The organism is Patescibacteria group bacterium (genome assembly GCA_018897295.1).
Taxonomy (GTDB): Bacteria; Patescibacteriota; Minisyncoccia; order RBG-13-40-8-A; family RBG-13-40-8-A; genus JAHILA01.
On record JAHILA010000013.1, the window covers coordinates 1 to 15446 of the forward strand.

General features: G+C 36.9%; 15 protein-coding genes. 1 reads left to right on the forward strand and 14 read right to left on the reverse strand.

Annotated elements, in window-relative coordinates; translation table 11 throughout:
* Positions 1–96: 96 nt before the first annotated feature.
* From KKI21_01690 to KKI21_01700, 3 genes are read right to left on the reverse strand one after another with little or no spacing between them, the layout of a single operon-like run.
* Complete coding sequence (locus KKI21_01690; protein ID MBU4284916.1) at positions 97–1194, reverse strand: glycosyltransferase; 1098 nt, start codon at positions 1192–1194, stop codon at positions 97–99.
* Positions 1187–2239, reverse strand: coding sequence for a glycosyltransferase family 4 protein (locus KKI21_01695; protein MBU4284917.1), 1053 nt, complete (start codon positions 2237–2239; stop codon positions 1187–1189). Before KKI21_01695 ends, KKI21_01690 begins: the two co-directional genes overlap by 8 nt.
* Entirely contained in the window at positions 2236–3243 is a 1008-nt protein-coding gene (locus KKI21_01700; protein MBU4284918.1) for a rod shape-determining protein, read from the reverse strand. Before KKI21_01700 ends, KKI21_01695 begins: the two co-directional genes overlap by 4 nt.
* Before the next feature lie 63 nt (positions 3244–3306).
* On the opposite strand from KKI21_01700, the gene KKI21_01705 reads away from it, so the two are divergent.
* Positions 3307–4260 carry a PEGA domain-containing protein gene (locus KKI21_01705; protein MBU4284919.1) on the forward strand — a complete coding sequence of 318 codons (954 nt, stop codon included), beginning with the start codon at positions 3307–3309 and terminating at the stop codon, positions 4258–4260.
* A 367-nt stretch (positions 4261–4627) separates the two neighbouring features.
* Here the strand turns inward: KKI21_01705 and KKI21_01710 are convergent, their stop codons facing one another.
* The 11 genes from KKI21_01710 to KKI21_01760 form a co-directional block, all read right to left on the reverse strand.
* Positions 4628–6481, reverse strand: a complete 1854-nt coding sequence (locus KKI21_01710; GenBank protein MBU4284920.1) for an FAD-binding protein — start codon at positions 6479–6481, stop codon at positions 4628–4630.
* Positions 6482–6715: 234 nt separating this feature from the next.
* Positions 6716–7246 carry a phosphatase PAP2 family protein gene (locus tag KKI21_01715; protein ID MBU4284921.1) on the reverse strand — a complete coding sequence of 177 codons (531 nt, stop codon included), beginning with the start codon at positions 7244–7246 and terminating at the stop codon, positions 6716–6718.
* A gap of 156 nt (positions 7247–7402) precedes the next feature.
* Complete coding sequence (locus KKI21_01720; GenBank protein ID MBU4284922.1) at positions 7403–8899, reverse strand: hypothetical protein; 1497 nt, start codon at positions 8897–8899, stop codon at positions 7403–7405.
* Between the two features lie 12 nt (positions 8900–8911).
* On the reverse strand, positions 8912–9853 hold the full coding sequence (locus tag KKI21_01725) for a hypothetical protein (protein ID MBU4284923.1): 942 nt from the start codon (positions 9851–9853) through the stop codon (positions 8912–8914).
* Between the two features lie 74 nt (positions 9854–9927).
* Complete coding sequence (locus tag KKI21_01730) at positions 9928–11205, reverse strand: hypothetical protein (protein ID MBU4284924.1); 1278 nt, start codon at positions 11203–11205, stop codon at positions 9928–9930.
* Between the two features lie 281 nt (positions 11206–11486).
* Complete coding sequence (locus KKI21_01735; protein MBU4284925.1) at positions 11487–11855, reverse strand: hypothetical protein; 369 nt, start codon at positions 11853–11855, stop codon at positions 11487–11489.
* A 31-nt stretch (positions 11856–11886) separates the two neighbouring features.
* Positions 11887–12300, reverse strand: a complete 414-nt coding sequence (locus tag KKI21_01740) for an SET domain-containing protein (GenBank protein MBU4284926.1) — start codon at positions 12298–12300, stop codon at positions 11887–11889.
* Positions 12301–13620 (reverse strand): phosphoribosylamine--glycine ligase, encoded by a 1320-nt coding sequence (locus KKI21_01745; protein MBU4284927.1) that lies wholly within the window; start codon positions 13618–13620, stop codon positions 12301–12303. It lies immediately after the preceding gene.
* A gap of 28 nt (positions 13621–13648) precedes the next feature.
* On the reverse strand, positions 13649–14302 hold the full coding sequence (locus KKI21_01750; GenBank protein MBU4284928.1) for a HemK family protein methyltransferase: 654 nt from the start codon (positions 14300–14302) through the stop codon (positions 13649–13651).
* Positions 14289–14867 (reverse strand): RlmE family RNA methyltransferase, encoded by a 579-nt coding sequence (locus KKI21_01755; GenBank protein ID MBU4284929.1) that lies wholly within the window; start codon positions 14865–14867, stop codon positions 14289–14291. Before KKI21_01755 ends, KKI21_01750 begins: the two co-directional genes overlap by 14 nt.
* Positions 14857–15444 carry a hypothetical protein gene (locus KKI21_01760; protein MBU4284930.1) on the reverse strand — a complete coding sequence of 196 codons (588 nt, stop codon included), beginning with the start codon at positions 15442–15444 and terminating at the stop codon, positions 14857–14859. Before KKI21_01760 ends, KKI21_01755 begins: the two co-directional genes overlap by 11 nt.
* Positions 15445–15446: the final 2 nt, after the last annotated feature.

Consider the following 15446-nt stretch of genomic DNA (forward strand, 5'->3'; position numbering starts at 1 on the left):
CCGATATCTTAAAGCATAATTGTATAAATCTACAAATCCTTTGATACCCGTATACTTACAATGAATATGATTAAAAAACTCCATGAAATCCTAAATCTACTTAGGCCTCATAGAGTGCAATATGTTAATGACCTTATGCACTTTATCTATATACTCTTTTATTTCTTTTTCAAATTTCTCTCTGCTGAATTTCTGGACATGTGCGGCGATAAATTTCGAGTCGTAATTTTTTAAACGCAGCCTGCGGATGCCATCTGCCAAAACTGCTGGATTTTGATAATCGAAAAACTCCCCTGTTTTGCCTTCGATGATTGTTTCAATCGCCCCTCCTGACCTGAAAGCCAAAACCGGCTTGCCGAAAAACATTGCCTCAACCGGCGCTATACCGAAATCATCTTCTGATGGAAAAATAAAAGCTGTGCAATTTTGGTAATACTTATTCACGACCTCATCCGGCTGCCATCCTAAAAATTTTATATTTTTTTTGGCTATGCTCTGTAAAAATCTTTTTTCTGGTCCAGTGCCGATAATCATTAATTCCAATCCTAATTTATTGAAAGCTTCAATTGCTAAATCAATGCGTTTGTATTTGCGTAATTGAGAGACGATTAAGTAAAATTCACCCCGAGATTGAATGGGCGGGCCCGCCCGCCAAGCAAGCCAGCTTGCTGGCGTTGCGGGCGGGTATATCACCACGGAATCTCTTTTGTAGTATTTCTTGATTCTCTCTTGTATTGCCTTTGAACAGGCAATGAATTCATCCACCCGTTCTGATGCCTGTCTGTCCCACATTCTGAAATAATGCAACAAGAAATTCTTTCTTGATTTGTCCCATAAATACCTGGTCGGACTATAACAATAACAGATATGCGTGGTTTTGGGACGGGTAATAATTCCTTTAACCCAAGAATGACTGGAGGAAATTACTATATCGAAATCGCGCAAGTCAACGGTCTCGGTAGCAATCGGCAATAATGGCAAAAGCCATTGATAGTGCTTGCGCATGAATTTAGGAAATTTCTGCAAAAACGAAGTATGCACTCGCTTGATTGGAAATAATTTTTGTTTAATGTCCGGAAGGTAAAACAATGTATAAAGCTCGGCATCGGGAAAAATATCGGACAAAATTTTAAAAGTTTTTTCCGCCCCGCCGTAAGAAGCCAAATAATCATGTATTATCGCAATTTTAGACATTAGTAATTATTTCCAGTGTTTCTTTAGTGCATTTGGACCAAGAAAAACGCTGAACATTTTCATAACCTCTTTTAATTAATTCATCGCTGAAATTCTGATTGCGGATAATTTTATGGATTGCCTCTGCGATTTCTGTTGGGCGATACGGATTTACCAGTAGTGCGCTACTTGCCCCGCCACGGCGGTGGTCTCCTAAAATCTCGGAGAAACTTGAAGTGCTCGCAGCAACTACCGGCGTTCCGACTTTCTGCGCTTCCAAAACCGGAATCCCAAATCCTTCGTAAAAAGACGGAAAGATAAAGACATCAGCATTTTTTAATAAAGACCATTTTTTATTATCATCAACATAGCCAGTACAAATAACATCATCTTTTAAATTTTTATAAATTTTGTAACCAATATTCGGTCCGGCTAAAATTAATTTATGCGGGATTTGATGATCTTGTTTTAAAATTTTAAACGCTTTAATTAAACCCTGAATATTTTTTCTTTGGTCTCCCCTGCCGAGATATAGTAAGTATGGAGTATTTAATATTTCGGCCTGCCCCTCCTTCGCGCTTTGCGCTTCGGCGGGCAAGGGGTTTCCGACGCCGTGATGAATTACAAAAATCTTGCTTGTATCGGCATGATAAAATTCAATTAAATCATCTTTCGTATTTTGAGACGGAACAATTATCCTGTCTGCTTTTTTGACATTTCTTTTTGTCATCCAGCGCAAAAATAATCTTTTAAAAAATGGATACATTTTCGGCAGTTTCTCAAATTCCAGCCCCTGAATAGTAATAACCAACCTTGGATGGATTAATGGAAAAGTATGCGCTGGCACAAACAAGACATCGGGAGGATTTTTAAACATCTCCCAGCTTAATCTTATCTGGGTCCAAAGTTTTTTGAATGGCCATTTTAAATTATCAGGAGAATATATTAAAATCCGATGCTTTTTGGATTCTTCAAGCATCGGAAAATTCGTCAATAAATTGTAAACATATTCCTCAACACCAGTCCGACGTTCTAATGAAATATTTACAGCAATCCCGATTTTCATTTTTTTGACATTATGCTTCGTTTATAAACTTCCAGATTTTCTAAAATAATACCTGTTCCTTTAACAACGCTAAGCAACGGGTCGCCAACAACATAGCAAGAAACGCCAGTTGCTTTAGAAATCAAATCATCAATATTAGATAATAATGCCCCGCCACCGGATAAAAACATTCCTCTATCTATGACATCAGCAGCCAATTCCGGCGGGGTAACCTGTAAAACGCTTTTGATCACCCTGACGATTTCTTTCAATTCTCCTGAAATCGCCTCAACCACTTCTTTGTTGGTAAATTCAATTGTTTTCGGCAGGCCTTCTATCAAGTCCCTGCCTTTTATTTTTAAGTTTCCGCGTTCAGGATTAGGAATAGCGCTGCCAATTTGAATTTTAATTTGTTCGGCGGTTCTTTCGCCGATAGCCAGGTTGTATTTTTTCTTGATATAGTCGGCAATCGCTTTATCAATCTTATCTCCTGCTACTCTGACTGAAGACCAAGCAACGATTCCCCCTAAAGAAATAATCGCCACTTCTGACGTACCTCCGCCAATATCAACAATCATATTGCCTGCAGGCGAATTAATCGGGATTCCAGCGCCAATAGCTGCCAGAATCGGTTCTTTGGCAACATAGGCTGTCTTGGCTCCTGCGTGGAGAGTTGCTTCAATTACTGCTCTTCTTTCAGTAGAAGTTATACCTGCTGGAATAGAGACCATAACTTCCGGCTTGAATATCCTAAATCTACCTCCTGCTTTATTGATAAAATAGGACAACATTGCTTGGGTGACCCGGTAGTCAGCAATCACGCCGTCTTTTAATGGACGGTAAGCGACAATAGTTTCAGGTGTTTTCCCAATCATTTCCTTGGCTTCATTGCCCACTGCCAGAACCCGGTTATCTTCAATGGATACAGCAACCACAGAAGGTTCATTAATCACTATCCCTTTTTGAGGAATATAAACCAAAGTATTGGCCGTACCTAGATCTATGCCAATTTTTCTCACAAACATAATTACATCTTACCCTATTTTATTCGTCTTGGCAATAATTTTTAAAAGTGCTAAATTAAGATTATGACTCGAAGAACACGCAGAATTATTTTTTATTTCTTTGTGCTGATATTTATTGTTTTCGTCCCGCTGATTATTTTTTATGCCCTGGGCTATACTTTTGACTGGGAGAAAAAGACCATTGTCGCTACGGGCGGAATTTATCTAAAATCAGCGCCGTCAGGAGCTAACATTTATATTAATGACAACCCGAAAGGAAAAACCACCAAACTTATCAGGCGATTGCCGCCCAAAATATACGATATTGAAATAACAAAGACGGATTTTCATCCTTGGCACAAGGAATTAACTGTTGAACCTAATCTGGTGGCAAAAGCCAATAATATTCTACTTGTGTCGTCTAATCCTAAAATCTCATTAGTGGCTACAGAAAGCGCGGAATATTCTCTGTTTGAAAAAAAGGAAACAAATCCTTATTTCATCGCCAATAAAGATCTTAATGAAACAAAAACCTCAAAAACTCTGGCCAAAAACGTACTCAATTTTGTGGTTTATAAAAACGGTATTTTATATTTGGATAACCTAACTGGCCAGATTTTCGAACTGGATTTAACTACCTTAAAATCAGCGGAGTTTTTTGAGCAGGTATTTCCGAGTTTTAATCAAGGAAAATGGATTCTCTCCAGCGACAATAAAAAACTGCTCTGCCAAAAAGACAAATCAGTTGAGATTTTGTGGCTGGACGATGTCAGTAATAACTCAATTTTGCGCCAAAAAGGAGATTTGGATAAGATTGATTTCAACGTAAAAATCAATGACGTAATCTGGATGCCCGAAACCGATGAGCATTTAATTGTTGCAACCGATAACACGATTTTAATTACTGAACTCGACAGCCACTTTCCGCGCAATACTGTAAATTTCATTACTACTGACAAGCCACAAATAATTTATAATGCTTCAGATAGAATCCTCTACTTCCAAAGCCAGAATAAAATATATCAGACAAAGATATAAATCAGAAATATAAATTATTATGTTATCACGTCAACTTAAGCTACGATCGTAGCTTAAGTGAACGTTAATTGAATTTAAATAAAAATAGCGGGGTTGAGGTTTTTACCTCTCCCCCGCTTTGCGGTTCAGGAAACCTGTTCGCTTTTTTCCAGCGATTCGGATTTTCCGAGATATAACCCTAAGAAAAACACCGAAATGCTGATTAAATAAGCAAAAACTGAAATCTTCAGGAGAATCTCCAGCTGCCAGATGATGTTTAAAAAACCAGCAAGAAAGATAAAACTCCCTGTTACGAGCGGCAAAAAACTTATAAATTTCATTACTCCTCCTTTTTTGGCTTATTTGATATATTAACTATAACAGGATATTATTTCCCTGTCAAATCATTGCGATAATTCTCATTGAACTCTTTTAGTTTTGCGCCAACAATAGTTTCGCAGGTTTTGGTGCAGTTTCCGCAAAGAACACACTTTTTGATTTGCCCCTCTATGGCAGGGATTTCCGGATCACCTTCTTTAACTTCCAAAACTCTGTACCTAATTAAATTTTTGAATTGTTTTGGCCCTGTCTCGCCTTTTTTCGCAGTAATCCAAGCAGGACATTTATTCTGGCAATAAGCACATTCCATACAAGACCATTCTTCTAGCCCCAGCGGTTTCATTGGAATTTTTATATTATCATAAATCTTTGCCTTGCTGAACATTGTTTCAGGATTAAGAATATCATCAGAGTCAAAGATTTTCTTGATTTCTTTAAGATATTTTAGTATCTTTCTACCCCATTCTTTTTTCAAATACATACTTCTACATCTACCTCCGCCATGCTCTGTGGCAATTGTACCGTCATATTTAAAGACCGCAGCATAAACTTTATCCGCAATTTTCTTGATTATTTTCACGTGTTTCTTGCTTGTTGCTTCAATTACCGGATCAATATGAATCGTGCCTGTGCCTGCGTGCCCGTATAAAGTGACCTGGATATTCAAATCCTTAAATATCTGCCTCAAATCTTTTATTAAATCAGGAAGGTCTTTTATTCTTACTCCGACATCATCAATAGAAACCAGTGGCTTGGTAGTCGGAGAAAATTTTGCAGTCAAAGGTAATAAGCATTTTCTTAATTCCCAGATTTTTGCCATTTTTTCCGCATCCTTAATAACCTCGCCGACCAGTTTAAAATTCTTTAATGAATTTTCAAACTCCTTTAATGTTGCTTCTATTTTTTCGTCAAACTGTACAATAAACATCGCTTCTGCTTGTTTAGAAAGTCCCAACATCGGAAAACAGCTTGAAGCAAGCTCCAGCGAAACCTTATCAACTAACTCAACCCCAGAACAACCAAGTCGCTTAACTTCCTTGATAAAATTATCAATCTGATATAAGTCAGCCAGAAACACTGCCCAGGAAACAGGCCCGCCTGCCAACGAGGCAGGCTTTTCTATAACTTTTAATTTAATTTCCGTAAAAATACCCAAAGTGCCGATGCTCCCCATCATCAGATGTGCAATCAATTCATTAGTATCAGCATATTTATCAAAAGCAAAAATATTATAAGTGGAAGCATTCTGCACATCAGCCTTGCGGTTGATGATTGCCATTGATTTTTTGTCATTTAAAATCTTTTTCCGCAGAGCTTCCAGTTTTTCTTTGAATTTTTCAACTCCTTGTCCGGTTTCAGTATTAACAATATCGCCGTCAGCATCAATAAATTCAATTGCCAGCATAAAATCATCAAGAGTTCCATATTTTACCGCGCCTCCGCCGCAGGCCTTAGTTGCTACATTGCCCCCAATCATACAAGCTCTTGAGGAAGCCGGCACAGGCGGCAAAAATAATCCCTTTTCAGCAAGCTTTGCTTGTAAATCATCATAAATTACTGCGGGCTGTGTACGAACAAAAGCGACTTGCCCTGAGCTTGTCGAAGGGGGAATAATTTCCAATATTTTGTCGAAATATCTTGTAAAATCAAGAATAATTCCCGGGCCAACTGCTGCACCTGCAACGGATGTTCCTGCTGTTCTGCAAGTAATGCCGATTTTGTTTTCTTTGGCGAATTTAATTGTCTTTTGTATATCCTGTTTTGTTTTTGGCAAAACAATCAGCTCTGGAACAAATTTATAAATGCTCGCATCGGTCGCATAAACCTCACGCCAATATCTTTGCGTCAAAATATCGCCCTCAATTTGTTTTCTAAATTGTTCAATTTTTTCTTTTGATAACATATAGTTAATTATATCATAAATGTATCAAAAAAGAGCGAACATCGCACGTATGTTTTCACAGAGCGATAGTGAAAACAAATATTAAAGTGGAAGACGCTCCTCTTATCTCTCCTCTGATTTGTCATTCAGAAGCAGATTTGAAACTGACAAAAAGCAACCACTATAATTGCGACATTCGCTCATTTCTGGCTCCTATTACCAAATACGAGCATATTTATTATATAAAATCGATTTTCAAAAGTCAAGAATTATTTTTTTAGTTTTATATTTTTTTATTATTTTTCCAACTATTATCCCTGAAATAATACCAATTATCGCTCCGACTAGAATATCCGATGGCCAATGGACTCCGCAGAAAACGCGGGCGAGAGAAATTAAAATCGCGCTCACAAAAAAGAATACCCCTAATTTTTTATTGAAAAAATAAATTGCCGTTGCCAGGGCAAAAAATATTGCCGCGTGGCCTGATGGCATTGATTTAAAATCGGCATTTTCCGCAATTATTTTATTTGCTGTTTCCAACACCATATACGGCCGAGCACGTTGGACAATGGTTTTTATGATTTCCGCAATCACAAGACGGGAAAGAAAAACAGAAATTGTAACTGACAAAACCATTAAACGGTTTTTCTTCCATAATAAAAGAATTATAATAACAGCTCCTATAATATACTGGTAAAAATCAGCCAAAAACATCCCGATATAATCCAGTGCTTTTGATTCAAAAACCAGTCCGTTGATTTTTTCAAACAAGTATAAATCCATACACCGTAGTAGATTCTCGACTAATTAAAATTATCTTGCTGCCCTGCAGCAGTCGAGAATTCACTACGGGGCATATTTATATTTTAGCAGAAATTTAAAATAAAAAAAATGGGGGTGCCAGTTCTGGCACCCCCTGAAATTCTTTTTTCCTCCTTTTTATTGAATCTCTTTCGGGCGTTCCCAAATTGCGTTCTTGGACCAATCTCGAATCCCCTTAAATTTTGTATCAATGATTGTTCCGACAAACGTTTTCAAGAACTGTACCGAATTCATTGCCCGTAGAAAATACCACGGCAACATGTTAAGCATAGATTCTTTAACAGCTTTTAAAAAAGCTTTATCGCTTCTTTCTATGCGTAACTTTTTATTAATAGCTATTGTTACCAAACAATATTGGATAACAAAATCTACTAAGAAAAAAGTGGCAAAGTATTTTGGCTTGAGCCCAAACCCAAACAACAAATACGTAATCAGGAACAAAGGAATACCAAGATAAATTAAACTACTAAATAATCCCTCATATTTTGCGCCATACACCGTCCATGTGACCCTCGTTCTTTTGCGAAACTGTTTTGATTTAAGAGCCATCACTTGGTGAAAACCTCTTGTCCAACGATCAAGTTGTTTGGCGAGGGACTTCAAATTAGTAGGTTCCTGTGTGTACATTATCGCCTTCTTTACAAAGAAGGCTCTGTTGTGCCTAAAGGTAATTCTTTGTCCTCCTTTTTTATAGAATAACCAGACAAATCGATCAAACGGCATTCTCCATATTTCCTTGTTTTTACGAACGACTGACACCTCAAAATCTTTAAGTTCCCTGCCGAATTCAATGATTCTTTGCTTGGCTACTCTAAATTCTCCAGAGTTGCTTTGAACAGATAGTGTCAACTCTAGATCTTCCGTCACCGTCTTGTTGGGAAAATAATACTCTTTTGTCCTGCACATGAAACCACAACCAGGCGCTACATACAATGCCGTAAAGTTCTGTCCTGTCCTGACAAGTATCTGACCAAAAGAGTATTCTGCTGTTCTGGCTCGCGCGATGAATTTTTCTACAAACCCAGAATGGCCATTTTTCTTAGGCATAACTACTGCGCCAAGAATGGTGTTTTGGGTAATAACCAATCTCTTCCTACTAACGCACAATTTGTACATGTTGTTTCTGAATTCTTCCAGAAAATGAGCGTCCAAAATAGTATCTGAATCTATGGTTACTATCCAATCAACACAATCAAGAAGCCCTTGATTTTTTAAAGCATTAATTCCTTCGGCCTTGGACATTCTCTTTTTGCTTACTGCCAATAATGTTGGTGGTTTAATAGTGTTTTTATAGAGGATTATCTCTTCAAAACACGGATTTTGAGAACTCGCAGAGATGATGTTGTACTTATAGGCCCAAAGATAATCTTGAATACTCTGCATCGTTTTGTCAGTTGAACCATGTTCAGATACTACGATTATGCTAGGCAGAAGAGTTTGTCTTAATACCGCGCTAAGCGTTTCCTTGATACCACTTCCTTCGTTATAAACAGTGATAAGAACTCCAATCTTTTCCTTCGGGTTAATTAACCTATAGCCATTCTTTTTGACAAAAAATGACAAAACTGTGTGCGTGAGAGTAACCGGAGATAAAGGGAAATAAGGTGTTTCCATTTTCGTCTCTTTTTATCTGTCTCGTTGATAGGACAGCCAAAGATTGGCAAAAATTCTCCATGTGCGATAAGGTCGTTCGGGATTCATATCCCAGCCATAACCACCAATGTTGTGGAATTGGGCATTTTTGTGGAAATTTCCCCAGATATGCTCCACGCCGATCCTGAAACTGCTGTACCTGAACTGCAGACCAAGACCGCCTTCATAGTAATTGTTCCACGGATACTGTTTCGTGTCGTAAGCGCCATTGATTTTTCCAATGACTTGGATCATGGACTTGCTTCTTTCTCCTGCTTCGGCTTTTTCTTTCGCAAATCGTATCAGATTTAAATCAACTTCCGCGGTGGTGTAAAAGATTACATTGTTGTAGTCAATATAGTTTGGCTGTTTGTCTGTACCACGTCCATGGTAGTAAATCTGTCCCCATTCTTCGCCTTGGAGCCAGTCTCCCACTCTCCAGTCATCCCAAAAGCTTCCGAATGCCCGAAACGCAGTATACTCATTCGCATCTTCTGTGATAAAATCCCAGCCCTGGTCTCCGACATTCGTAAAACGAGCAGATGGCAGATAACGGACATTTGCAATTTCAATTCCGAACTGGAAAAAACCCGGCCGCCACCTCACACCAAACGCGTTTTCCACGATATTGAACCATGGAAGACCTCTTTTGGGCTCATACGTGACTCTGTTCCTGTAGAACGGACCCAGGAATTTTTCCTTGTCCATGAACAGATTGAACCCGACGTTAAGATCGTTCATAGCGACCACAATCTCTTTGTTTGCCATGTAAGGAGTTCCTTTGCCGTGGTAATAGATTCCTGTCCAGTTCTCGATCAGCCATTGGCTCACTTTCTTGTCCTTTGCTTCATCCTTTTTCTCTTGGGAGAATAAAGGTTGGCTCAAAAACAAAGTAACCACAAAAAAACAAAAAACAATCAAAATCATTCTTTTCATGTTGATTTCCTCCTTTTGGAAATTTTCAGTATCAGTTTATAAGCAAGGTGAGAAAGAGGGATAAACCCTCTTTCTCACTCGAAAATTGGTTTTGGGTCTCCGAAACTTGTTTGTTTTGGAAACTCTCTGAACAATCTATAACCAGGTTCGTATGGAGCCGAGTGAAACAATATGGCCCGATTTTTATCCGATTCCAAGAGCCAATTCTTTACAACAAGATAATCTTCTTCATAAGCCACACGAATAGCCACAACACGCGCGTCTTCTTCTCTGGCAACAGATATAATCTTGCGGCCTTCTTTTAATTCGCTAACCTTGACGATTATTAAATTAAAATTTATGCCACTGATTTTCTGAAGTTCTTCGAAATACCTTCTCGGCGCATCGTAATACTGAATGGGATAAGATTGGTTTGTGTCTTCAACCACTATTTTCTCGTCCAACTCAATTTCTACTGGTTGATCTCCGATAATTGCCCCGAAAACTCCTTTCTTTACAGGGGCAGTACCAATAAGCACACCACTTCCTTCATATCCTACATATCCTATAATTTCTCCGACATACCTATCACAAGGGAAGTAGACATTGATTCCGAGACCAGCTAAATGTACGGCTGCCTGCATTTTTGAAGGCGTATCGCCGCATCCTACTATTAATGTGGCCTTTTCGTGAACTGCCTGATGAACAATAGAAGAGATTCCGTGAGTATCCCTAAGCAACCCAACATTCTTTTTCACCGTAGAGGTTGGATACAGAACCTTGTCCTTTAGAACCTCATACTTAAAAATTCCATTCTCGTCGGGCGCAAACCATGCATTATTATACTTACGTACAATTGTGTTTGTAAGCATACGTAATTTTGCATCAGTTATATCTAGGATGTCTTTTATCCTTGCGCCTTCGTGATAAGTAATAAGCTCCTCTTTTTTGGGTGTTTCTGAGGGAAGTTTATCAATTTCCTTGCCGTACCAGTCGCGATTTACACGATCAACTTGAGCGCCAATCACATCGTTTTTGTTTACCAGTATTTTACTCCGGCCCAGTATTAATTTTCTGAGCCCGGATTTGTCATTAGGGAGCACGAGTTTTCTTTTAATCGGTTCTCCCTCTACTTTTACCATTTTAGAGTAAATACCTGTTTTTAGCGCTAACTCAAGTTCTGTTTCTGCCTTCTGAATTGTGGATTGAATTTGGATGTGCTTTTGGTTTACATACCTCAAAACCAAAAAAGAAACGCAAATCAACAACAATATTAAAAGAATTACTCTTTTAATGTAACATTGATATCCTTGTTTGTTTTCGTGGTTTTCTGCAAACCTAATCCTTAAATCTTCCGGTTTTACGGTTTTCATGTTTTCCTCCTTATATTATTTAATTTTCAAAAAAACAAGATTAATCTATAAAGACTAATCTTGATTATTATAGCAGATAAAAAAACCTTGTCAACCCCCTGTACAAGATGACCACATAGGTGACACTTTTGATACTTGTACAAGATGACCACATAGGTAACACTTTTGATACTTCAAATTGATTAGAATTCATTTAGCTTAGACCTCCCTGCTATAAATATAAAAGGGAAGCATTAAAGACTCAATATCATTAACGCTTCCCCTTAAATTCCCTTCGTGCTTCATCTTTTTTGGATTCGTATCCCGATGCTCACATTTCTTGCAGAGATATAAGTTATCGCCGTTGTAAAAACACACAATAATACTGTGGCAAGAGTTTTATTATCCTCTTTTAGGTTCCGCAGCGATTTGACAACAAGGAATGTCGATCCGCCTTTCACTAAAGCAAAAAGGTAGGGATTTTTTGCAATAGATTTCATAAACGGATTTGATTCTTCTATCCGGGTCGGGTACTTTTGAAGAAGATAAGTGGTAGAGACGTAATCAGCGACATTCGAGGTAATGTAGATTTTCTCTACAAAGCTATAAAAATCAGCATAGCAAGGGGAAAAGACAATCAAAAGAACAAGTAAAAGAACGACTTTTTTCATTTTAACCTCCTCATAATTGAATCTTAATCAATTAATTATATTTATAATCGAAAGTGCTGTATGCTAAGGTCAATTCTTTATTTTTCTTTATTTTTCTTAATGTGATGACTTCATGACCGCCCTTGACTCTTTTTACATTTGGCGTTTTGGAATCATTAAAGAAAAACGAAATATTCATCCCATTAAGTCCGTCTTCATTCACTTCAATTTTACCATTTTTTTCAATAACATAAAAATCATCTATCATTTTTATCACATCTTTTTCTAAATGCTTCAAATCGTCAATGCTTATCTCCGCCCATTTCTGTCTTTTTAATCCTTTAAAAGGATTGAAGTTTTTTGGAATATCGCGGATAGCAAAAACCCCCACGCCGTGGTGCGGGGATATTTTTAATCTACAATAAGTATTCTTTAGATTTCTTAAGGCGGTTCTTTTGATATCCATTTATTTGAAATAACCCCAGGTCTGAAGCTTATCAGAATCCTGATACCATTTTAAACCGATGTCTGTCCTGTAATACATATTTTGGAGCATTATATTTTTGATTCTATTATAAGCCTGCTTTCTTGTCTCTTCGACTGTGTTCCCTGAACCAGTAACAATTAAAACATATCCTGTTTCGCCAGCAACGCACCAAACATTATTTATTAGTTTCACATCCCCTAAATGAACGCCGTCCAAATTCGGCTTTCTGAAAAGAATTGATAAATCCCTGTAAATAAAAGTTTCATTTTTATCTTCATAAGGATATGGCGGAACTGCGACTACAATACCTACCTGAAATCCTTTTTTTGTTTTTAACTCGAATTTTTCTTTTTTGGCAATTGTATAAAGGAACTCGCCCATTTCAGAAGTAATACCTTCCATTTGAATACTAATAGTGGGATATCCAAAACGGCAAGTAAATTCAAGAGGAAAGATGCCTTTTTGATTAGCAATACAATTCAAGTCTACATATCCAATATATCCAGATTTTCTCAGCTCTTCTTTTATTTTGGCCAAAGTCATATTAAAAATTTCATTCGGCTCTGACCAATACATCAGCGTTCCCATTTCTCCAGTATACGGCCCTATATCTCCGGGGAAAAGCTTCTTGTGCTCAAAATTAATATTTATAGGGTAAATAAAATCTTCTCCGTTGAAAAAAGCGCCGACAGCTACCTCAACACCGACAGCCATTTTCTGGATTTGAAATGTTTTTATTTTTTTTGCCCATGCTTTTTTATTTTGTTCCAAAATTTCAATTAAATCCTTGCCATCATCTTCCTGGCCCAAAAACAGAACTCCTTTTAAATCAGAACTAATAAACCCAGACGGTTTAAAAACATACCTCCCGGGGTTTGATTTGATAAATTCTATTGCTGAATTAAAATCGGTAAAATCCCAATGCGGAAGAATACTCAGTCCGGCTTTTTTTATTTCATCCTGCCCGAATTCCCTGTCTTCTTCAAGTTTATCCGTATATTTACTTCCGCCAACAACAAGTTTCCCTTCTTTTCTTAAAGAGTCAGCAATATTTCCGAATCCCACATCGTCAAAAACAATTACATCAGCCCAATCTTTATATTCCTGCCAATTGTCAACTTTTTCAAGAAATCCTTCATAAACATCTTTATCGCCTTCTGATTTTATATATATCTTAACCTCGTGGCCTTCATTTTTTATTTTCCATGCTAAATCGCCGCTTAAACTTTCAAAAGAAACAAATAAAAAATTTTTGGGAGTAAAATCTTTTTTAGTTTTTTCATTATTTAGATTATTCATAATTATTTTAATAATAATTTAAAAAAATTTATTTAGCAATCAACCAGCGATATTTTTTAAACTGGTCTTTGCAGATTTTATAATTTTTATAATTTAATTTTTCCAAAAGTTTTTCCAGCTCTCTTTTTTGTAAATGATCGAACTCCATATAGATTTTTCCGCCTTTTTTAAGGTATTTCCACGCGTCTTTTAGAAATTTTCTGATTAGTAATAATCCATCTTCTCCGCCAAAAACAGCATTCAATGGCTCGTAATTCAATACTGACTGCTGGACTATGTGCTTATTTCTCAACGGCACATATGGAGGATTGGCAAAGATATAATCAAACCTCCCTTTAATTTTCTCAAAAATATCCGACTGGATTATTTTATATTTATTTACTGAAACTTTATTAATTTTTAAATTGAGTTTGATTTGTTTGATAAGATTTTTATCAATCTCAACAAAAACCATTTGCGAATTTTTAGTGTGTTTCAGAATTGCAATGCCAATACATCCGGAGCCGGAAAAAATATCAAGGCAAACAAATTTCTCCCTCGACTTCGCTCGGGACAAGTTGTTTTTAATAACTTTCTTGACCCAAAATTCTGTTTCTTTTCTTGGAATAAATGGGCGAAACCTTAAATCAATCTTACAGCCAAGAAAATTTTTATAACCTTTTTTGTATTCAATTGGTTCCATAATTCTTACCAATAATATAAGTTTCCCGACTCTCTTTGCGCGAGGCCTTTGGCTTGTAGATTTTTGCGGACTCAAAACTCTTTTTTATTTTCTGGAAAAAATTACCAGTCCCCTCGCCTTCTAAAATCTTGCAGACAAAATTCCCTCCTGCTTTTAAATTGTTCTTCATAATCTCCAGCACCCTTTCGCAACACTCTAATGAATTTTCCGCATCGACAAAATGTTCTCCGGAAGTATGGGGCGCAACATCAGAAACAACAATATCAAAGGTCTTATCAATATTAAAATCTATTATATCTGATTTAATAAATTCTGCGTTTTCAGGAAGTTTGATTTTTAAATCTATAATATCTGTCCCAATAGCTTTGCCTTTATCGCCAACTTTTTCCGCAATATACAAAAGCCATGACCCCGGAGCGCAACCCAAATCTAAAACACAATCCCCTGTTTTGAAAATTTTAAATTTTTCATCAATTTCCTGAAGTTTATAAACTGACCGGGCAGGATAATTTTCCTCCCGGGATTTCCGCGTATAATATTCATCTTTTAAATTTTTACGATACATTATTGTTTTCAATCCCTTTTCTTGCGTATTTGGAAATTAAGTGGCTTATAAAAAGAAAAATTATAATCCCGATAAGTAAAGCTGTTTCCCCGTATTTAAGATATTTTTTAAACAAATCAAGATATGCGGAAGAGAAATAAGCAATGCCGCCAATTAAAGAAACCCAAGCAACCGAGGAAACAATGATGGTTTTTAAATAAGACATAAGCGGAATCTTTAATGCCCCGGCGCGCATTAATACGCCGTGATAAATTAAAGTAAATCTCATTATAAAAATTGTACTCCCTGTGTTGTTTTGTAATCTTCTATCTAGTGCCATCGATATTTTACCCATCCATTTTTTGGCAAATTTGGATTTTTTTTCAAGGTGTCCTCCCAGAAAATACCAAAAGAAATCGCTGAAAATTATTCCTGCTAATACAACCGCGATTAAGACGTTCAAGTTTAAATATTCAAGATGCGCCAAATAAATAGAGGCGAACAAAAATGCTTCCCCCTCTATTATCATTCCGATAAAAATCAGAATATAAATCCACAAACCAAGAGATATAAAATGATGCAAAAAAAGCGATTCCATAA